General features: G+C 64.9%; 14 protein-coding genes and 1 tRNA gene. 3 read left to right on the forward strand and 12 right to left on the reverse strand.

Features of this window, described 5'->3' with window-relative positions:
* Positions 1 to 345: 345 nt before the first annotated feature.
* Both AC1DNC_RS09895 and rpoB read right to left on the reverse strand, forming a co-directional pair.
* Positions 346 to 4,245, reverse strand: a complete 3,900-nt coding sequence (locus tag AC1DNC_RS09895) for a DNA-directed RNA polymerase subunit beta' (RefSeq protein ID WP_476862369.1) — start codon at positions 4,243 to 4,245, stop codon at positions 346 to 348.
* A 106-nt stretch (positions 4,246 to 4,351) separates the two neighbouring features.
* A complete protein-coding gene (gene rpoB, locus AC1DNC_RS09900) occupies positions 4,352 to 7,867 on the reverse strand; it encodes a DNA-directed RNA polymerase subunit beta (RefSeq protein WP_138768564.1) in 3,516 nt (1,171 codons plus the stop codon).
* A gap of 399 nt (positions 7,868 to 8,266) precedes the next feature.
* On the opposite strand from rpoB, the gene AC1DNC_RS09905 reads away from it, so the two are divergent.
* Entirely contained in the window at positions 8,267 to 9,466 is a 1,200-nt protein-coding gene (locus tag AC1DNC_RS09905) for an acetyl-CoA C-acetyltransferase (protein ID WP_476862370.1), read from the forward strand.
* Positions 9,466 to 9,978, forward strand: coding sequence for an aminoacyl-tRNA deacylase (locus tag AC1DNC_RS09910; RefSeq protein WP_476862371.1), 513 nt, complete (start codon positions 9,466 to 9,468; stop codon positions 9,976 to 9,978). The genes AC1DNC_RS09905 and AC1DNC_RS09910 overlap by 1 nt, the downstream gene beginning before the upstream one ends.
* A gap of 115 nt (positions 9,979 to 10,093) precedes the next feature.
* Here AC1DNC_RS09910 and AC1DNC_RS09915 read toward each other — a convergent pair whose 3' ends face one another.
* The 10 genes from AC1DNC_RS09915 to AC1DNC_RS09960 all read right to left on the reverse strand — a co-directional run bounded on the left by AC1DNC_RS09915 (position 10,094) and on the right by AC1DNC_RS09960 (position 18,757).
* Positions 10,094 to 11,923 (reverse strand): bifunctional metallophosphatase/5'-nucleotidase, encoded by a 1,830-nt coding sequence (locus tag AC1DNC_RS09915; RefSeq protein WP_476862372.1) that lies wholly within the window; start codon positions 11,921 to 11,923, stop codon positions 10,094 to 10,096.
* Positions 11,924 to 12,139: 216 nt separating this feature from the next.
* Positions 12,140 to 12,514: a 50S ribosomal protein L7/L12 gene (rplL, locus tag AC1DNC_RS09920; RefSeq protein ID WP_175321169.1), complete on the reverse strand. Its 375-nt coding sequence runs from the start codon at positions 12,512 to 12,514 to the stop codon at positions 12,140 to 12,142.
* A gap of 75 nt (positions 12,515 to 12,589) precedes the next feature.
* Entirely contained in the window at positions 12,590 to 13,189 is a 600-nt protein-coding gene (gene rplJ / locus AC1DNC_RS09925; RefSeq protein WP_476862373.1) for a 50S ribosomal protein L10, read from the reverse strand.
* A 292-nt stretch (positions 13,190 to 13,481) separates the two neighbouring features.
* Entirely contained in the window at positions 13,482 to 14,600 is a 1,119-nt protein-coding gene (locus AC1DNC_RS09930; RefSeq protein WP_476862374.1) for a GNAT family N-acetyltransferase, read from the reverse strand.
* Positions 14,601 to 14,747: 147 nt separating this feature from the next.
* Positions 14,748 to 15,860, reverse strand: coding sequence for a GNAT family N-acetyltransferase (locus AC1DNC_RS09935; protein WP_476862375.1), 1,113 nt, complete (start codon positions 15,858 to 15,860; stop codon positions 14,748 to 14,750).
* Positions 15,861 to 15,942: 82 nt separating this feature from the next.
* The gene (gene rplA, locus AC1DNC_RS09940) at positions 15,943 to 16,650 is read right to left on the reverse strand and encodes a 50S ribosomal protein L1 (RefSeq protein WP_476862376.1); all 708 of its coding nucleotides are present in this window, start codon (positions 16,648 to 16,650) and stop codon (positions 15,943 to 15,945) included.
* Positions 16,651 to 16,839: 189 nt separating this feature from the next.
* The gene (rplK, locus tag AC1DNC_RS09945; RefSeq protein ID WP_003803853.1) at positions 16,840 to 17,271 is read right to left on the reverse strand and encodes a 50S ribosomal protein L11; all 432 of its coding nucleotides are present in this window, start codon (positions 17,269 to 17,271) and stop codon (positions 16,840 to 16,842) included.
* 130 nt (positions 17,272 to 17,401) lie between these two features.
* Positions 17,402 to 18,208 carry a transcription termination/antitermination protein NusG gene (gene nusG, locus AC1DNC_RS09950; RefSeq protein ID WP_476862377.1) on the reverse strand — a complete coding sequence of 269 codons (807 nt, stop codon included), beginning with the start codon at positions 18,206 to 18,208 and terminating at the stop codon, positions 17,402 to 17,404.
* A gap of 112 nt (positions 18,209 to 18,320) precedes the next feature.
* Complete coding sequence (secE, locus tag AC1DNC_RS09955) at positions 18,321 to 18,605, reverse strand: preprotein translocase subunit SecE (protein ID WP_056738571.1); 285 nt, start codon at positions 18,603 to 18,605, stop codon at positions 18,321 to 18,323.
* Positions 18,606 to 18,684: 79 nt separating this feature from the next.
* Positions 18,685 to 18,757, reverse strand: a tRNA-Trp gene (locus AC1DNC_RS09960).
* A gap of 287 nt (positions 18,758 to 19,044) precedes the next feature.
* Here AC1DNC_RS09960 and AC1DNC_RS09965 point away from each other — a divergent pair.
* A complete protein-coding gene (locus tag AC1DNC_RS09965; RefSeq protein ID WP_476862378.1) occupies positions 19,045 to 20,262 on the forward strand; it encodes a pyridoxal phosphate-dependent aminotransferase in 1,218 nt (405 codons plus the stop codon).
* Positions 20,263 to 20,455: the final 193 nt, after the last annotated feature.

Below are 20,455 nucleotides of genomic sequence, written 5' to 3' on the forward strand. Positions count from 1 at the left end.
GGCCCCTAGGCATGCGAAAATGTGGCATACGTTGCACAAGAACCCTGCAAACCGGAAACGTCGTCCTGGTTGAACCTTGCGGTTTCAACCGGCGCTCTCATCCACTGCCACAATAACAATTAGTCTCAAGTCTAACACGGACGGCCCCCAGCCCTTAATCGGCGGGCTTTCGTGCCCTTCCGCCGCCGGCCGCTCCCCCTGCCGGGTATCCGTCGAGTGCTGAGATACGGCCCTTCTGGAGCCTCAAAACGGCCGTATCTCAGCAGTCGACGGGTTGACTCGACGGGTTAAACGGGGATGGTCCCCCACCTTGCGGTGCGGGACCATCCTTCGGGGAGCAATTCCTTAGCGGAAGTCGCTGCCCAGGTCGTAGTCATCCAGCGGGATGGCGTGGAACTCAGGAGCTCCGTCGCCACCCAGGGAGTCGTAGGAGAAGTCGCTGAACGCGCTCGGGCCGGTGAACAGATTGGCCTTCGCTTCTTCAGTCGGCTCCACCGTGACCTCGGTGTAGCGCGGGAGACCCGTGCCGGCCGGGATGAGCTTACCGATGATGACGTTTTCCTTGAGGCCGAGCAGCGGATCGCTCTTGCCTTCCATGGCCGCCTGCGTCAGGACGCGGGTGGTCTCCTGGAAGGAAGCTGCGGACAGCCAGGACTCGGTCGCCAGGGACGCCTTGGTGATACCCATGAGCTCGGGACGGCCGGAGGCCGGCGTCTTGCCCTCGGAAACAACACGGCGGTTGGCATCCTCGAAGCGGCTGCGCTCGGCGAGCTCGCCGGGCAGCAGATCCGATTCGCCGGACTCGATGACCGTGACGCGGCGCAGCATCTGGCGGACGATAACCTCGACGTGCTTGTCGTGGATACCGATGCCCTGGCTGCGGTACACGCCCTGGACCTCGTCAACCAGGAACTTCTGCGCGGCACGGGGGCCCATGATGCGCAGAACCTGCTTCGGATCGACCGGACCGTTGATGAGCTTCTGCCCGACGCTGACGTGCTCGCCGTCTTCGATGAGAAGACGTGAACGGCGCAGTACCGGGTAGGCGATCTCTTCGGATCCGTCATCCGGGGTGATGACCAGGCGCATCTGGCGCTCGGACTCTTCGATGGTGATGCGGCCGGCTGCTTCAGCAATCGGTGCGACACCCTTCGGAGTACGGGCTTCGAAGAGCTCCTGGATACGGGGCAGACCCTGGGTGATGTCGTCGCCACCGCCGGCGGAGACAGCGCCACCGGTGTGGAAGGTACGCATGGTCAGCTGGGTACCCGGCTCACCGATGGACTGGGCGGCGATGATGCCCACGGCCTCGCCGATGTCCACGGTCTTGCCGGTGGCCAGCGAACGGCCGTAGCACAGGGCGCAGGTGCCGACGCTGGACTCACAGGTGAGTACGGAGCGGACCTTGACCTCGGTGATGCCGGCTGCGAACAGTTCGGCAATGACGACGTCGCCGCAGTCGGTGCCGGCCGCTGCCAGGACCTTGCCCTTGGCGTCAACGACGTCCACGGCGAGGGTACGGGCGTAGGCGCTGTTCTCGACGTTTTCGTCCAGGACCAGCTCGCCGTTGGCGTCAGCGACCGCGATCGGGGTGACGAGGCCGCGTTCGGTGCCGCAGTCCTCTTCACGGACGATGACGTCCTGCGAGACATCCACCAGACGACGGGTCAGGTAACCCGAGTTGGCGGTACGCAGTGCGGTATCGGCCAGACCCTTACGGGCACCGTGCGTGGCGATGAAGTATTCCAGCACCGACAGGCCCTCGCGGTAGGAGGACTTGATCGGACGCGGGATGATCTCACCCTTCGGGTTGGCCACCAGGCCACGGATACCCGCGATCTGACGGACCTGCATCCAGTTACCACGGGCACCGGAGGACACCATGCGGTTGATGGTGTTCATCGGCGACAGGCTGTCACGCATCGCCTGGGCGATCTCGTTCGTTGCCTTGTTCCAGATCTCGATCAGTTCCTGGCGACGCTCGTCGTCGTCGATCAGGCCCTTGTCGTACTGGCCCTGGATCTTCGCGGCCATGGTCTCGTAGCCGGCGAGGAGCTCCGGCTTGGAGGCCGGGACCTCGATGTCGGAGATGGCGACGGTGACGCCCGAGCGGGTTGCCCAGTAGAAACCGGCATCCTTCAGGTTGTCCAGCGTTGCCGCCGTGACGACCTTCGGGTAGCGCTCGGCGAGGTCGTTGACGATCCGGGACAGTTCGCCCTTGTCGGCAACAGCCTCAACCCACGGGTAGTCCGCGGGCAGCGTCTGGTTGAAGATGACCTGGCCGAGGGAGGTTTCGACCAGTGCGGTCTGACCCGGCTCCCAGCCTTCGGGAGCTTCCCAGCCGGCGTAAGGAACGAAGTCCTCGAGCCGGATCTTGATCTTGGAGTTCAGGTGCAGCTCGTGCAGGTCGAAGGCCATGATGGCTTCCGAGATCGAGGAGAAGATCCGGCCTTCGCCAGCTGAACCGACACGCTTGGTGGTCAGGTGGTAGAGGCCGATGATCATATCCTGCGAAGGCAGCGTCACCGGGCGGCCGTCGGACGGCTTCAGGATGTTGTTCGAGGACAGCATCAGGATCCGGGCTTCGGCCTGGGCTTCGGGGCTCAGCGGCAGGTGGACTGCCATCTGGTCGCCGTCGAAGTCAGCGTTGAAGGCGCCACAAACCAGCGGGTGGAGCTGGATTGCCTTGCCTTCGACGAGCTGCGGTTCGAACGCCTGGATGCCGAGACGGTGCAGGGTAGGTGCACGGTTCAGCAGCACGGGGTGCTCGGTGATGATCTCTTCGAGGACGTCCCAGACCTGCGGGCGGTAGCGCTCGACCATCCGCTTGGCGGACTTGATGTTCTGTGCGTGGTTGAGGTCAACCAGGCGCTTCATCACGAACGGCTTGAAGAGCTCCAGGGCCATCTGCTTCGGCAGACCGCACTGGTGCAGCTTCAGCTGCGGGCCGACGACGATAACGGAACGGCCCGAGTAGTCAACGCGCTTACCCAGGAGGTTTTGGCGGAAACGACCCTGCTTGCCCTTGAGCATGTCGCTCAGGGACTTCAGCGGGCGGTTGCCCGGTCCGGTGACCGGACGGCCGCGGCGGCCGTTGTCGAAGAGGCTGTCAACAGCTTCCTGAAGCATGCGCTTCTCGTTGTTGACGATGATCTCCGGGGCACCGAGGTCAAGCAGGCGCTTGAGGCGGTTGTTGCGGTTGATCACGCGGCGGTACAGGTCGTTGAGGTCGGAGGTCGCGAAGCGGCCGCCGTCCAGCTGGACCATCGGGCGCAGTTCCGGCGGGATCACCGGGACGGCGTCCAGCACCATGCCGAGCGGGCTGTTGTTGGTCGTCAGGAACGCGTTGACCACCTTGAGCCGCTTCAGGGCGCGGGTCTTGCGCTGGCCCTTGCCGTTGGCGATGATGTCGCGCAGCAGGTCGGACTCGGCCTGCATGTCGAAGCTCTCAAGACGCTTCTTGATGGCCTCGGCACCCATGGAGCCCTCGAAGTACATGCCGTAGCGGTCACGCAGTTCGCGGTACAGGCCCTCGTCGCCCTCGAGGTCGGCGACCTTGAGGTTCTTGAAGCGGTCCCAGACCTGCTCGAGGCGCTCGATTTCAGCATCCGCGCGCTTGCGGACGTTGGCCATCTGGCGGTCGGCGGAGTCGCGGGCCTTCTTCTTGTCCGCAGCCTTGGCGCCTTCACCTTCGAGGCGCGCGATCTCGTTTTCGAGGTCGCGGGCGATCGTGGCGATGTCCGAGTCGCGGTTGTCGATCAGCTGCTTCTTCTCGATGTCGTGCTCAACCTGGAGGTTGGGCAGTTCCTCGTGGCGGGCATCGGCGTCGACGCTGGTGATCATGTAGGCAGCGAAGTAGATGACCTTTTCGAGGTCCTTCGGCGCCAGGTCAAGGAGGTAGCCCAGGCGGGACGGGACACCCTTGAAGTACCAGATGTGCGTGACGGGGGCGGCCAGCTCGATGTGGCCCATGCGCTCACGGCGCACCTTGGCACGGGTGACCTCAACGCCACACCGCTCGCAGATGATGCCCTTGAAGCGCACGCGCTTGTACTTACCGCAGTAGCATTCCCAGTCGCGGGACGGGCCGAAGATCTTCTCGCAGAAGAGGCCGTCCTTCTCGGGCTTGAGCGTGCGGTAGTTGATGGTTTCCGGCTTCTTAACCTCGCCGTAAGACCAGCCACGGATGTCTTCCGCGGTGGCGAGGCCGATCTGCATGAGGCCGAAGGAGGATTCGCTGGACATATGGTCCCTGTTCTCTCTTGTTCTCTAAATTCTGAAGTCTTGGGTTACGGGAAGAGGGAGGTGGCGTCCGACGGCGGGCGGTGGCCCGCCGTCGGACGCTTACCTGCTAAACCTCTTCTACGGAACTGGGCTCTGCACGAGACAGATCGATGCCCAGTTCTTCCGCAGCCGTGAAGACTGCGTCATCAGAGTCACGCATTTCAATTGTGGTTCCGTCCGTGGAAAGAACTTCCACGTTCAGGCACAGCGACTGCATTTCCTTGATCAAGACCTTGAAGGACTCAGGAACACCCGGCTCCGGGATGTTCTCGCCCTTGACGATGGCTTCGTAGACCTTCACACGACCGTGGATATCATCCGACTTGATCGTGAGGAGCTCCTGGAGCGTGTAGGCGGCGCCATAGGCTTCGAGCGCCCACACTTCCATTTCACCGAAGCGCTGGCCACCGAACTGTGCCTTACCACCCAGCGGCTGCTGCGTGATCATGGAGTACGGGCCGGTGGAGCGCGCGTGGATCTTGTCGTCCACCAGGTGGTGGAGCTTCAGGATGTACATGTAGCCGACCGAGATCGGATCCGGGAACGGCTCGCCGGAGCGGCCGTCAAACAGGCGGGTCTTGCCCGAAGAGTTGATCAGGCGGTCGCCGTCGCGGGTGACGTTGGTGGAGTCGAGCAGGCCCGTGATTTCTTCTTCACGTGCACCGTCGAAGACCGGCGTTGCGACAGTGGTCTGGCCACTTTCACGCGGCAGGTTCGGCAGCTGCTTGACCCACTCGGGCTCGCCTTCGATCTTCCAACCGGTCTTGGCAACCCAGCCGAGGTGCGTTTCGAGCACCTGGCCGACGTTCATACGGCCCGGAACACCCAGCGGGTTCAGGACGATATCAACGGGGGTGCCGTCGGCAAGGAAGGGCATGTCCTCGATCGGAAGGATCTTGGAGATAACACCCTTGTTGCCGTGACGGCCGGCGAGCTTGTCGCCGTCGGTGATCTTGCGCTTGGCGGCCACGTAGACGCGGACCAGCTGGTTGACGCCCGGGGGCAGCTCGTCATCGTTGTCGCGGTCGAAGACGCGGACACCGATCACGGTGCCGGACTCGCCGTGCGGAACCTTCAGCGAGGTGTCGCGCACTTCGCGGGACTTCTCGCCGAAGATGGCGCGCAGCAGGCGCTCTTCCGGGGTCAGCTCGGTCTCGCCCTTGGGGGTGACCTTACCGACCAGGATGTCGCCGGCTTCGACCTCGGCACCGATGTGGATGATGCCGCGCTCGTCCAGTCCGGCCAGGACTTCCTCGGACACGTTCGGGATGTCACGGGTGATTTCCTCGGCACCAAGCTTGGTGTCGCGGGCATCGATCTCGTGCTCCTCGATGTGGATCGAGGACAGGACGTCCTCGGCCACGATCCGCTGGGACAGGATGATGGCGTCCTCGAAGTTGTGGCCTTCCCATGACATGAATGCCACGAGCAGGTTCTTACCGAGGGCGAGCTCGCCCTGGTCCGTTGCCGGGCCGTCGGCGATGATGCCGCCGACTTCCAGGCGCTGGCCTTCGTTTACCAGGACACGGTGGTTGTAGCAGTTGCCCTGGTTGGAGCGGGCGAACTTGTTGATCCGGTAGTTGGTCTCGGTGCCGTCGTCGTTGAGCATGATGACGAGTTCGGCGGAAACCTCGGTGACCACACCGGCCTTCTTCGCGATGACAACGTCACCGGCGTCGACGGCGGCGGCGCGCTCCATGCCGGTGCCGACGAACGGCGCCTCGGAGCGGACCAGCGGGACAGCCTGGCGCTGCATGTTGGCACCCATGAGTGCACGGTTTGCATCGTCATGCTCGAGGAACGGGATCAGGGCGGTAGCCACGGACACCATCTGGCGCGGGGAAACGTCCATGAACTCGACGTCGGCGGCGGGAACCAGCACGGGCTCGCCTCCACCACCACGGGCACGGACCAGCACGGTCTCTTCGGCGAAGCGCTTGTTCTCGTCGAGCGGGGCGTTGGCCTGTGCGATCAGGACCTCGGCCTCGTCGTCGGCGGTGAGGTACTGGACCTCATCGGAAACGACGCCCTCGGAGACAAGGCGGTACGGGGTCTCGATGAAGCCGAACGGGTTGATGCGTCCGTAGGAAGCCAGCGAGCCGATCAGACCAATGTTCGGGCCTTCAGGGGTTTCGATCGGGCACATACGTCCGTAGTGGGACGGGTGCACGTCACGAACTTCCATGCCGGCGCGGTCACGGGACAGACCACCCGGGCCAAGCGCGGACAGGCGGCGCTTGTGGGTGAGGCCCGAGAGCGGGTTGTTCTGGTCCATGAACTGGGACAGCTGCGACGTTCCGAAGAACTCCTTGATGGCTGCCACAACGGGGCGGATGTTGATCAGGGTCTGCGGCGTGATGGCCTCGACGTCCTGGGTCGTCATACGCTCGCGGACAACGCGCTCCATGCGGGACAGGCCGGTGCGGACCTGGTTCTCGATGAGCTCGCCGACGGCGCGGATGCGGCGGTTGCCGAAGTGGTCGATGTCGTCGATCTCGACGCGCAGCTCGTGGTCCTGGCCGTCGCGCTTGCCCATGAGGGTCTTCTCACCGGCGTGCAGGGCTACCAGGAACTTGATCATGGCAACGATGTCTTCAACGTGCAGCACGGATGCTTCCTTGTCGCCAAGGGAGCGGTCGATGCCGAGCTTGCGGTTGATCTTGTAGCGGCCAACCTTGGCCAGATCGTAGCGCTTGGAGTTGAAGTACAGGTTGTCCAGCAGGGACTGGGCAGCCTCGACGGTGGGCGGCTCGCCCGGTCGCAGCTTCCGGTAGATGTCCAGCAAGGCGTCTTCGCGGGTTTCGGTGGCGTCCTTCTCCAGCGTCGCGCGCATGGAGTCGTACTGGCCGAACTCTTCGAGGATCTGGCCTTCGGTCCAGCCGAGGGCCTTCAGCAGCACCGTGACGGACTGCTTGCGCTTGCGGTCGAGGCGAACGCCGACCTGGTCGCGCTTGTCGATTTCGAGTTCGAACCAGGCGCCGCGGGACGGGATGATCTTCGCGGTGAAGATGTCCTTGTCGCTGGTCTTGTCCGCGGTGCGCTCGAAGTAGGCACCCGGGGAACGAACCAGCTGGGACACGACGACACGCTCGGTGCCGTTAACGACGAAGGTGCCCTTCTCGGTCATCAGCGGGAAGTCACCCATGAACACGGTCTGCTGCTTGATTTCGCCCGTGTTGTTGTTCATGAATTCGGCCTTGACGTACAGCGGAGCCGAGTATGTAGCGTCCCGGTCCTTGCACTCAGCCATCGTGTACTTGGGGTCAGCGAACTCCGGCTCGGAGAAGCTCAGGGACATGGTGCCCTGGAAGTCCTCGATCGGGGAGATCTCTTCGAAGATGTCAGACAGGCCCGACGTGGTGGCGACGCTGAGGTCGCCTTCTTCGACGGCCTTCGCGACGCGTGCCTGCCAGCGTTCGTTTCCGACCAGCCAGTCAAAGCTGTCGGTTTGCAGGGCAAGCAGATTCGGAACGTCAAGCGGTTCGTGAATCTTTGCGAAGGAGAGCCGGCGGGTTGCACCGTCGGTGCTGTCGGCATTGATAGCGGTAGCGTTGTTTACATTAGAGGTGCTCGAGGCGACCAAGAGGGATCCTTCCACAGACCTTCAGGCGTTTTCAGATCTCCCCCGTTATGCACCCTGCGAAGTGACTCCGCAGTGCTACCAAACCGGTTCCGCTATATGACCCGGGACCCCGCCGCCCATGCTGGTGCGCGTTGTAGACGGCACATTGATGGCGCAGCTGTCAGGCTAAGCCCACCGCTATATGAAGGCTGAAGGTAAACAGGGAAGACGCAAATATCTACGATACGGCAAAGCAACCTACTTGTCTACCCCACTTGGGGCGCGATTGCAAGCACGGGCCTGCGCACCCCGGCCGCACCACTGCCCGGCGCCCCGCGCCCGGCCCGGTCCGCCGAATAGCTCAGTGATGGGGCTCACGATAACCTTGGGATACATCATTAGAGATCGGAAGAGATAACCATGAGCAACTCCGCGGACAACAATGATGTTGTCATCCTCGCCGCAGCCCGCACCCCGCAGGGACGGCTGAACGGGCAGCTGGCCAGCTTCACCGCCGTCGAACTCGGCGCCCACGCGATCCGGGCCGCCCTGGCCGCCAGCGGAGTGAAGGCCGACCAGGTCGATTCTGTGGTCATGGGCCAGGTCCTGCAGGCCGGCGCGGGACAGAACCCGGCCCGGCAGAGCGCCATCGGCGCCGGCATCGGCTGGAACGTTCCCACCGTCACTATCAACAAGGTCTGTCTCTCCGGCCTCACCGCCGTGATCGACGCGGCCCGGATGATCCGCAGCGGGGATGCCACCGTCGTCGTCGCCGGCGGCCAGGAATCGATGAGCCGGGCACCGCACCTGCTGCCCGGCTCGCGGCAGGGCTGGACCTACGGCTCGGTCCAGGCGCTCGACGCCGCCGCCCACGACGGCCTCACCGACGCCTTCGACGGGCAGTCCATGGGCCTTTCCACGGAGAGCAAGAACGTCACGCTCGGCATCGACCGCACCTCCCAGGACGAGGTGGCGGCCGCATCGCACCAGCGCGCGGCCACGGCCGCGAAGGACGGGGTGTTCGACGGCGAAATCGCCCCGATCAGCGTCAAGCAGCGCAAGGGCGACCCGATCCTGGTCGGCACAGACGAGGGGGTCCGCCCGGACACGTCCGTTTCCTCCCTGGCCGGCCTGCGCGCGGCCTTCGCCACGGACGGGACCATCACCGCCGGCAACTCCTCCCCGCTCTCCGACGGCGCCGCCGCCCTGGTGCTGACCTCGCGGAAGTTCGCCGAGGAGAACGGCCTGGAGTACCTGGCCGTGGTCGGCAAGCCCGGGCAGGTCGCGGGCCCGGACAATTCGCTGCACTCCCAGCCCTCCAACGCGATCAAGAACGCGCTGGACAAGGCAGGCTGGACCACCGGCGACCTGGACTTCATCGAGATCAACGAGGCCTTTGGTTCCGTGGCCGTGCAGTCCCTCAAGGACCTGGACTACCCGCTGGAGCAGTGCAACATCCACGGCGGAGCCATTGCCCTGGGCCACCCGATCGGCGCCTCCGGAGCCCGGCTGGCGCTGCACGCGGCCCACGAGCTCAAACGGCGCGGGACCGGCAAGGCCGCCGTGTCGCTCTGCGGCGGCGGCGGCCAGGGCGAGGCCCTGCTGCTGTACCGCGACTGATGTCCGAGCTGGACTCGGGCGAGGACCGCGGCGGCGGCGCCGGCAGGAAGCGATTCCTGGCTGACGCCGCCGCGCGCGGCCTGAAAGTGGAGCTGGTAGAGCGCCTGGCCGCCAGCAGCCTGGAGGAGGCCGCCGGAATCCTCGGGATCAGCCCCGGGGAGATCGTGAAGTCGCTCGTGGTCAAGCACAAGGACGGCAGCTTCCTCTTCGCCCTCGTCCCCGGCGACCGCCAGATCTCCTGGCCCAAGCTGCGCCAGCTGGTGGGCGTCAACAAGCTCTCGCTCCCCAGCGCCGACGTCGCCCTCGCCGCGACCGGCTACGAGCGAGGCACGATCACCCCGCTCGGCAGCACCTCCCCATGGCCCGTCTACGCCGACAGCACCATCGCCGGACGGCGGATTTCGATGGGCGCCGGCGAACACGGCTACAGCGCCTTCGTCGATGCCGACGCGCTGGTGGCCGCGCTGGGCGCCGTCGTCGCGGACATCACCGAGCCGCTGACCTCCATTTAGCACCCCCGGGTTAAGTGCCCCGCGACTGCGCCCGAGCCATCGATTGCTCCGTAGCTGCCGTTATGGGGGCTGAAAACGGCAGTTACGGAGCAACCGATTGAGGCCGGGACCGGAATCAGGCGGTGACGGTCAGCGGCTCGCCCTTGACGGTGAGCCGCCAGTTGCTCTGGCTGAACACGGCGGCGTCCAGCGTGCCGCGGGCCACGACGTAGTCGATGATGCGCTGGCGGATCTCCTGCTGGCTGTTCGAGAGCACCGGCGCCGTCTTCACGGCCGGGAAGTTGCCCCCGCCGCTCTGCCGGTAGTTGTTGATGGCCATCGCGAACTCCTTGTCCGCCGGCACGGGCGCGCCGCCGTAGCTCAGGTTCATGATCCGGTCCCCCACCGGGCGGGCCAGGTCGATCTCGTAGTTCAGCGGGGCGTCCAGTCCGAAGACGACGTCGTAGTTGTAGTCCGGAGTGCCGTTCGGCGCTATCGAGGTGGCGGCGTTGGTGACGTCCTGGGCGCTGGCCGTGGTGCCGGCTACCGGCTTGAAGTATTGCGCGGACCATTCGAGGTAGGCCTTGACCTGGGCGCCGGTGACCTTGATGGAGAGCAGGGTGTTGTCGAAGATGTACAGCCCGGCCACGTCGCGGATGGTCAGCGGGCCGGCCTTGACGTCCACCGCCCGCGAGAACGCTGCAGCGATCGAGAGCACCGGAAGCCCGGCTGCCGGACCATTGGCCAGCTCTGCCTTGATGGTGCTGGCCTGGACATAGTTGATCGCGTCGATCGCCGCAGAGTCTCCCCAGCAGGCGGTCGCCGTGTTCAGCGGCGCGGTTGAGGTGCCGATCACCTGGTTCACGTACTTCACGGTGGCCTCGTGCCCGGCCTGCACGGCCCCGATGACGGCGGGGTCGGCGTCGACGGTCTTGGCGTCGAGGAGGTGCGAATGCGCCGAGGCGACGCTCCACTGCCCCCGGTCTTTGACGAGCTGCAGGTCGATCACGGCGACGCGCATGCCCCATTTCAGCGGCTCGGTCAGGAGCACCTGCCGCCCGGTGGCCTTGTTGGTGACGAAGCGTTCCGGGATTTCCAGGTGCGCGTGGCCCACGAGGATCACGTCGATCCCGGGGACTTCCTCGGCGAGCTGCGTGGAGGCGTTTTCGGGGAACGGCAGCGCGTCACCATAGGACGAGCCCGGCGTGGCACCCGAGTGGCTGGAGACGATCACGACGTCGGCTCCGGCCGCCTTCATCTGCGGGATGACGGTCTTGGCTTCCTCGACGATCCCGTTGAAGTCCAGCTTGCCCTGGACGTTGTCCCGGTCCCAGAGCGCGCAGCCGGGCGTCACGAAGCCGACGAGGCCGACCGTCAGCCACCCGTTCTCGGTCTTGACGCGCTTGAGCACGTACGGGGTAAACGCGCGCTGGCCGGTGACGGCGTCGTGCACGTTAGCGCCGAGCAGCGGGAAGTCCAGCTGCTTCTCCCAGGTCCGCAGCATCGGGATGCCGTAGTTGAATTCGTGGTTGCCGAGGGCCACCGCGTCGTAGCCCACGGCGTTCATGGCCAGCGCCATCGGGTGCTTGACGGTGTCCGAAATGGGGTTGACCTTGGCGAAGTAGTAGGCCAAGGGCGTGCCCTGGATGGTGTCGCCGGAGTCGATCGTGAGGGTCTGGCCCGTACCGCGCTCGGCCCGGACCGCCTTGATCAGCGTGGCGGCCTGGGCGATCCCGATCTTGTTCCCGGCGTTGTCCGCGTAGGGCATGTCCTTGAAGTAATCCCAGTTGAAGACGTTGTTGTGCAGGTCGGTGGTGCCGAGCACGGTCAGCTGGAACTGCTTCTTCCCGTTGGCCGGCGCCGCCTGGGCGGCCGGGGCTCCGAGGGCGGCCGCGGCAGCGCTGCCGCCGACGAAGGCCGCGGCGAGCATGGCACGGCGGGAGAACGAAGGATTCGGATCGGTCATGGTGGGGACTCCTCAGGGTTGGCGGCCGGTCGGCACAAAGCCAAAGTCTAGGGGCCGTGCAGTCGCCTGAAAAGGAGAGACAACAATCATTTGCAAAAGATTCACTTGTTCCGCACTACGGGGCCGGAACGCAGGAAACCCCGCCCACCGGAGTGGACGGGGTTTCCCGGAAAGATTGGGGCGTTCGAACTAGTCGAGCGTCCCGGGCAGGGCGAGTTACTTGAGGGTAACGGTTGCGCCGGCCTCTTCGAGCTGAGCCTTTGCCTTCTCGGCGGCTTCCTTGGTGGCGCCTTCGAGAACAGCCTTCGGTGCACCGTCGACCAGGTCCTTGGCTTCCTTGAGGCCGAGGGAGGTGATGGCGCGAACTTCCTTGATCACTGCGATCTTCTTGTCGCCAGCAGCTTCGAGGATGACGTCGAAGTCGGTCTTCTCTTCAACCTCTTCAGCGGCGCCGCCGGCGGGGCCAGCAACAGCAACCGCAGCAGCGGTAACTTCGAAGGTCTCTTCGAAGAGCTTGACGAACTCGGAGAGCTCGATGATGGTCAGTTCCTTGAAAGCTTCAATGAGCTCTTCGTTGGTGAGCTTCGCCATGGTTGGCGTCCTTCCTATAGTGGTGCTTGGCGGCCTGGACCGTGCCCTCGCACCGGAGTCTGGTTTGAAAGAGAGTTAGTTCTCTTCGGCAGCTGCGGCTTCGGCCGGAGCTGCGGCTTCGGCGGGAGCCTCGGCTGCGGGGGCTTCTGCTTCTTCAGCGGCGGGCGCTTCGGCAGCTGCCGGTGCACCGTTCTCTTCTTCAAGCTTGAGGCGCAGTGCGTCGATGATGCGTGCAGCAGCGGCAGCAGGAGCCTTGAGGACGCCTGCAACCTTTGCGAGCTGCAGCTCACGGGACTCGAGTGCTGCCAGGGCAGCAACTTCGCTGGCGTTCAGTGCCTTGCCTTCGAAGTAACCGGTCTTGATAACCAGCTGCTTGTTGGCCTTGGCAAAATCCGTCAGGCTCTTGGCAGCGGCAACTGCGTCACCCTTGATGAACGCGATTGCAGTGGGGCCGGCGAGCTGGCCGTCGAATGCTTCGACACCAGCTTCCTTGGCTGCAATTGCGGTCAGGGTGTTCTTGACGACCGAGAACTTGGTTTCCTGGCCGAGAGAAACACGCAGCTGCTTGAGCTGTGCAACGGTGAGCCCACGGTATTCGGTCAGGACAGCGGCGGTCGATTCCTTGAAATCGTTAGTGATCTCAGCTACTGCTGAAACCTTGCTAGGCGTTGCCATAACCCTCCTTCCGGGGATAGTGCCGGTTCGTCCGGGTCCCCGCTCAGGTGAGCTAAAACTAAAAACGCCCCGCGCAGATGCACGGGGCTTGTCTCAACGCGGTCAAGCCGCGGAGCTTTGCTTCGTTCACCTGCGCCGGCCGCCCTATGTTCAGGGTCCTTCGTCTGGAGATCCACTGGCTCTCCCGGCGCAGCTGCAGATTTGAGCCTTGCTTGGGAGAGTGGATTTCCAACAACCGACGGTCTTTGGTTCCCCCAGCTTACGGGAAGGGTACCGCGCGCTCCAAATCGGCTCAGCTGACGCTGGGCCGGAAGTCCGGCAGTTCCTTTTGCCAGATCCCCGTCACACCCGCGGTGGTGAAGCCCAGCTGCTGGTTGACGGTGAGCAGGTAGCGGTTTTCCGGGGCGTTCCAGGTGTAGAGCACGCGTGCGTCCGGGAACTGCTCGGTCAGCCGCTCCATGTTGGCCACCTTGATCAGCAGGCCGAGTTTGTTGCCACGGTGCTCGGCCAGCACCACGGTGTCGTCCTGGAATACGACGTCGGGGCGCAGCGCCAGGACGCTGATGGTCGTCAAGCCCACCAGAGTTCCGCTGGCGATGTGCTCGACGGCGGTGACTACGGTGCGGCGCCCCTGCGCGATGGCGACGTCCTCCGTCTCGCGCAGCACGCCGCCGTCGAACACCAAGGCTCCGTCCTCGGCCCCCGGGATTCCGTCCTCGCCGGCCCGGTTCTCGAGGGCGGCCACGGCTTCGAGCCACTGCTCCGGGCAACGATCCGTCCAGTGATGCAGCCGGTAGCGTCCCGCGTTGGCCTCCTCCGCCTCCGCCTGCAGTTCGGCGACCAGTTTGCCGTCCAGCGGGAGGACGCAGGAGCTGAACTGCTCGATGTGCTGCAGGGTATAACCGGTGTGTTGGGCGAACTCCACCTCCCGGCTGTTCAGCGGCACGAATCCCATGCCGGTCCCGGGAATCAGCTGCCCAGCCTTGCTGTCACCCAGGGTCGCGGCCGGATGGTTGGTGTCGATCAGGATGGTGCTCCGCCCCTCTTCCCGGGCCAGATGCTCCGCGGCCTCCAGCAGCTGCCGGCCGACGCCGCGGCCCTGGTACTCGGGCAGGATGTCGAGGGTGAATTCGGCCAGGTCCTGGTTATCCGCCAGCGGCAGGGCAACGTCCACGGTTCCGACGATCTGCTGGTCGATCCTGGCAACGAGGATCACCTGGCGCTCGTAAGGATCGGCCATTTCCAGCAGCTTCTCCAGCGGGGAGTAAGCGAGGTCGTCGCTCCCCCAGGTCTGCATCCGGACCTTGCGCCCCACCTCGACGGCGGCGAGGAAATCCGCCGCATCCGGTCCGTCCAGCGAATCCGGAATCCAGAGCTGCTCGATCCGTACCTCTTGTGCCTTAGCGGGCATGTTCCCAGCCATCCTGCCGCCCAATGCTCTACAGCCTCATGCGCTGCCCTGCCCGCGCCGGGCTTCAAGCGTCAGCATATGCCCGTTCGGGTCCGTATTCCATGGCCTGAACGGGTAAGTTTGCGGGCGTTCGAAGGCTGGCGAGGGTCAGTGGGAAGCCGACGAACTTCCCGCGGCGACGGTCCGCTGCCATTCCCCGTCCCAGCCCGCGGGACGGAATCCGAGAGCCACGTTGATAGCCAACATGTGATCGTTTTCGGCAGCGTTGAAGGTGGCCACGCGCTCGATGTCCGGGTAGTCCGCCAGGCGCCGGAGGTTGGCGATCTTGACCAGCATGCCCAGGCGGTGGCCCCGGTGGCTGGCCGCCACCAGGGTGTCATCCTGCTCGGCGAGCCAGGGCTTGTTGGGCGAGAGTTCGAGCACGGAGTACGCGGCCAGTTCGCCCGTCTCCAGATGCCGGGCAGCCGCCACGAGCGAGACGTTCCCGGCTTGCTTCCAGGTGTCCTCGACGTGCCGGACGCGCGCGGCGTCCCAAGTCTCCTCCTCGAAGCTGAGGCCCCCGCTCGGCGCGTCCGTGCTCATCCGCGACATCAGCACGGCGAGCTGCTCCACCAGCTCCTCCGGGCAGTGGTCCGTCCAGGTCAGCAGCTCGTACCCGGCCGCCTTGGTCCGCGCTTCCCGCTCCAGGCCGTCCAGGGCCTGGGCCGCAGCGGCAACCTCCAGGCTGCTGTACCGTTCCACCTGCTCGAGCTGGTAGCCCGCCGCCCTAGCGAAGCGCACGCCCCGGGCCCCGGCCGGCAGGGCGCCCGTTCCCGTCAGCGGCGCGATCACGTCGGGGCCGTCGGCGTCGAAATCCGCCGGGTGTTCGGTGAAGCTCATCAGGACGCTGCGGCCCTCGGCGGCGGCCAACTGCTCCGCGTGGGCCAGCAGCTCCCGCCCGATTCCCCGCCCGGCGTACGAGTTCAGCACGGCCACGTGCACGAGTGCGCGGCCCAGGTTCTCCTGCTGCTCGAGGCGGATCCAGGACTTGGCCGCCATCCGGCCGTCGACGCGGACGAAGAAGCCCCGCACCCGGGCGTAGGCGTTGTCGCGCCAGAAGCGCAGCCGCGCGGGGGCCGCCGTCGCCCGGTCCAGGCTCCCCCAGGTCTCGAGGGTCAGCTCGTCACAGAGCCGGCCGAACTCGAGGAACTCCGCGGCGTCGGGCGCCTCAAGGCTTGCCGGCAGGACCAAGGGTTCGATGAGATACGTCGCTGGAGTCACCGGGACAGCCTAACCGCGGTCCGGAAAGCAGAAAAGACCGCCCCGCGGAGGCGGGACGGTCTTTTCGGTAATGCTGTGAGGACTAGACCTCGGTCAGGACCTTGGTGACGTTAGGGTCAACCGAGATGCCCGGGCCGAACGTGGTGGCCACGGTGGCCTTCTGGATGTAGCGGCCCTTGGAAGCGGACGGCTTGAGGCGCAGGACCTCTTCCAGTGCGGCTGCGTAGTTCTCGGCCAGCTTCACGGCGTCGAAGGAAACCTTGCCGATGATGAAGTGCAGGTTCGAGTGCTTGTCGACGCGGAAGTCGATCTTGCCGCCCTTGATGTCGTTGACAGCCTTGGTGACGTCAGCGGTCACCGTACCGGTCTTCGGGTTCGGCATCAGGTTACGCGGGCCGAGGACCTTACCGAGGCGGCCAACCTTGCCCATGAGGTCAGGGGTGGCGACGGCGGCGTCGAAGTCGGTCCAGCCGCCGGCGATCTTCTCGATCAGGTCGTCGGAACCGACGAAGTCGGCGCCGGCTGCGATTGCGGCCTCAGCCTTGTCACCGGTGGCGAAGACGAGGACGCGGGCGACCTTGCCGGTGCCGTGCGGCAGGTTGACCGTGCCGCGGACCATCTGGTCGGCCTTACGGGGATCGACGCCGAGGCGGAATGCGACCTCAACGGTGGCGTCGAACTTGGACGGGTTGGTGTCCTTGGCGAGGGTCACTGCCTCGAACGGCGCGTAGAACTTCTCCGCGTCGATCTTGGCGGCGGCTGCCTCATATGCTTTGCTGCGCTTTGCCATGCTGCTTATTCTCCTTGTGCAGTTGTGGTCTGCGGACCGCGCTGGGCCCTGCCACAGTCGGGATTCGAACGGTTGATCCGTCCTGGCTTCCCGATATTTCAATGTTTAGGTGTTGCCGGTCGTCCGGCGGTGCTGTCCGGCGTCGTTCACGGTTTCCCGGGCCCGGTGCCGCATCAGCGGTGGAGGGAATTAACCCTCGACGGTGATACCCATGGAGCGGGCGGTGCCGGCGATGATCTTCGCGGCGCCTTCCAGGCTGGTGGCGTTGAGGTCTTCCATCTTGGTGGAGGCGATCTCGTTGACCTGGGCCTGGGTCAGCTTGGCAACCTTGACGGTGTGCGGGGTAGCCGAACCCTTGGCGACGCCTGCAGCCTTCTTGATGAGCTCTGCAGCCGGCGGGGTCTTGGTGATGAACGTGAACGAACGGTCTTCGTAGACGGTGATTTCAACCGGAATAACGTTGCCGCGCTGGGCTTCCGTCGCAGCGTTGTACGCCTTGCAGAATTCCATGATGTTGACACCGTGCTGGCCAAGCGCAGGACCGATCGGCGGGGCCGGGTTGGCGGCACCTGCCTGGATCTGCAGCTTGATGAGGCCGGTGACCTTCTTCTTGGGAGCCAATGTAGGGTCCTTCTCTCAATTACGTCCTGGGACACAGGAGCGTGTCTCAGGTTGGTGGCCGCCATGGCAAGGCGGCCTGCCGCTCCAAGGCTGCTAAGCGGGCAGCCCGGGGCGAATTCTGTGGATGAAGCTAGATCTTGCTGACCTGGTTGAACGCCAGGGTGACCGGGGTCTCACGCTCGAAGATGGAGACCAGCACCACGAGGGTCTGCGAGTCCACCTTGATCTCGGAGATCGTGGCCGGAAGGGTCTCGAACGGGCCCTCCTTGACGATAACCGATTCGCCGACCTCGAAGTCGACGTCGACCGCGGCGGCAGCGTGCTTGACCGGCTTGCCCTTCTCGGCCTGCTCTTCTTCGAAGACCGGGGCGAGCATGGAGAAGACCTCGTCGAGGCGCAGCGGCACGGGGTTGTGGGCGTTGCCCACGAAGCCGGTGACGCCGGGGGTGTGGCGGACGGCGCCCCATGAGGCGTCGGTCAGATCCATGCGGACCAGCACGTAGCCGGGGATGCGGACGCGGTTGATGACCTTGCGCTGAGCGTTCTTGATCTCAACGACTTCCTCCATGGGGACCTGGATTTCGAAGATGTAATCTTCCATGTCCAGGGTCTGGATGCGGGTCTCAAGATTTGCCTTGACGCGGTTTTCGTAGCCGGCGTATGAGTGGATGACGTACCAGTCACCCTCCTGGCGGCGCAGCTTGGCCTTGAATTCGTCGGCGGGGTCGACGTCGGCTGCGGCGGCGGCAACCGCCAGGGCGTCGCCTTCTTCGCCGGTTGCGGTCTCCTCGGCAGCTACGGCCTCGTCAGCAGTCTCATCGGCGGCGTCGGATTCGGGCGCAGCAGAAACAGCCTCGGACTCTTCCGCGGCATCCACCGCAGCGTCCTGGCTCTTATCCAGCTCAGTCTCAGTTACCTCGAGCTCCTGCTCAGACACTTGGTCTCCTGCTTCCTCATTGCCTAACATGCCTATTTAAATGACTCAATTCCGCACACCCCGCGGAAGCTCCGGATTCCCGGAGGTCCACGCAGTCTGCGGACCGGTCGCGTTAGCGGTCCGTGGCGCCTGTTCCGCCGAAGACCCAGCTCACTCCGGTCCCGAAGGCCAGGTCCAGCAGGGTGACGATCACCATCATGATGACCACGAACACCAGCACCACGAGCGTGTAGTTGATCAGTTCCTTGCGGGTGGGTGCAACGACCTTCTTCAGTTCGCCGATGACCTGGCGGACGAAGAGTGCGATCCGAGCGAAGAATCCTGCCTTGGGGGCGTTCTTGGCGGGGCGGCCTTTGGAGCTGCTGGCAGCTGTTTCGGTCACCTGATCCTCACTCATCCTCGCGATGTCGGATACCCGGCTCTGGACTGAACCATGGTTGCTGCGCTTGTTCCGGTGAAGACCGGAACAGCTTGCGCAGGGCAGACAGGACTCGAACCTGCAACCTGCGGTTTTGGAGACCGCTGCGCTACCAATTGCGCCACTACCCTATGGATCGAAAACCGGTCAGACCGCGCTTTTCCGCAGGCTTCCCTGAGGCGCACGCCATCATCGTGTTTTCAACACCGGAGAACCAGTCTACGCAACATCTGCGTCCACGTCGAACCGGCTCCGTCCGGACCCCTGGCTGCCTGCGAAAAAGGCGGACTCGTGAGTCTCATTTCCGCTGTGGGTCACATTCACACCCGGCACCCCGGAGGATCCGCTGAACAGCATAGAGTAGATTTCGTCGAATCCCACATCCAGCCACGAGCTGAACGCGAAGAACGGACCCGCAATGCCTGCCGCCCGCATTTCCCAGCGCATTTCCGCCATAGCCGAATCCGCCACACTGGCTGTCGATGCCAAGGCGAAGGCGTTGAAGGCTGCCGGCCGTCCTGTCATCGGCTTCGGCGCCGGCGAACCTGACTTCCCGACCCCCGGCTACATCGTTCAGGCCGCCATCGAAGCCGCCGGCCAGCCGAAGTACCACCGCTACTCCCCCGCCGGCGGGCTGCCCGAACTGAAGCAGGCCATCGCGGACAAGACGTTCCGCGACTCCGGCTACAAGGCCGAGGCGTCGCAGGTGCTCGTCACCAACGGCGGCAAGCAGGCCGTCTACAACACCTTCGCGACCCTGCTGGATCCGGGCGACGAGGTAATTGTCCCCGCGCCGTTCTGGACCACCTATCCGGAAGCCATCCGGCTGGCCGGCGGCGTTCCGGTGGAGGTCTTCGCCGGTCCCGAGCAGGGCTACCTGGTGACCGTGGAGCAGTTGGAATCGGCCCTCACGGACCGCACCAAGATCCTGCTCTTCGTCTCCCCCTCCAACCCCACGGGCGCCGTCTACTCGCCGGAGCAGGTCAAGGAAATCGGCCTGTGGGCCGCCGCAAAGGGCATCTGGGTGGTCACGGACGAGATCTACGAGCACCTGACGTACGACGGCGTGCCGTTCACCTCGATCGCCACCGCTGCCCCGGAGCTCGGCGACAAGGTGGTCATCCTCAACGGCGTCGCCAAGACCTACGCCATGACTGGCTGGCGGGTGGGCTGGATGATCGGCCCGGCCGACGTCATCAAGGCCGCCACCAACCTGCAGTCACATGCCACCTCCAACGTCTCCAACATCATGCAGATCGCTGCCCTCGCGGCGGTGTCCGGCCCGCTCACCGCGGTTGACGAGATGAAGGTGGCCTTCGACCGCCGCCGGAAGGCCATCGTGGCCGGGCTCAACGCAATCGAGGGCGTGGACTGCCCCACGCCCAAGGGCGCCTTCTACGTCTATGCCGACGTACGGGCGCTGCTGGGCAAGGAGTTCCCGACGGCGAACGGACCGGTCCGTCCTTCGACGTCGGCCGAACTTGCCGCACTGATCCTCGACGAGGTGGAGGTCGCGGTGGTGCCGGGCGAGGCCTTCGGCCCCTCCGGCTACCTGCGCCTGTCCTACGCGTTGGGCGACGAGGACCTGGCCACCGGCGTCGGCCGCCTCCAGGACTTCCTCGGCAAGGCGAAGTAGCAACCCTCCCTCAGATCCTGCAGCTACAAAACGGACGCTCCCGCAGCTCCTGCACGATTTCCACGAACGCTCCCGCACTCACTGCGGGGGCGTTCGTCGTAAGACGCCCGGATGTGAGGGAGGATCCGTCGAAAGGCCGCCGGACGTGAGGGAGGGTTCGTCGAAGGGCCACTGGATCTGAGGGAGGGTTCGT

This window comes from Arthrobacter sp. 01N442, from assembly GCF_056399345.1.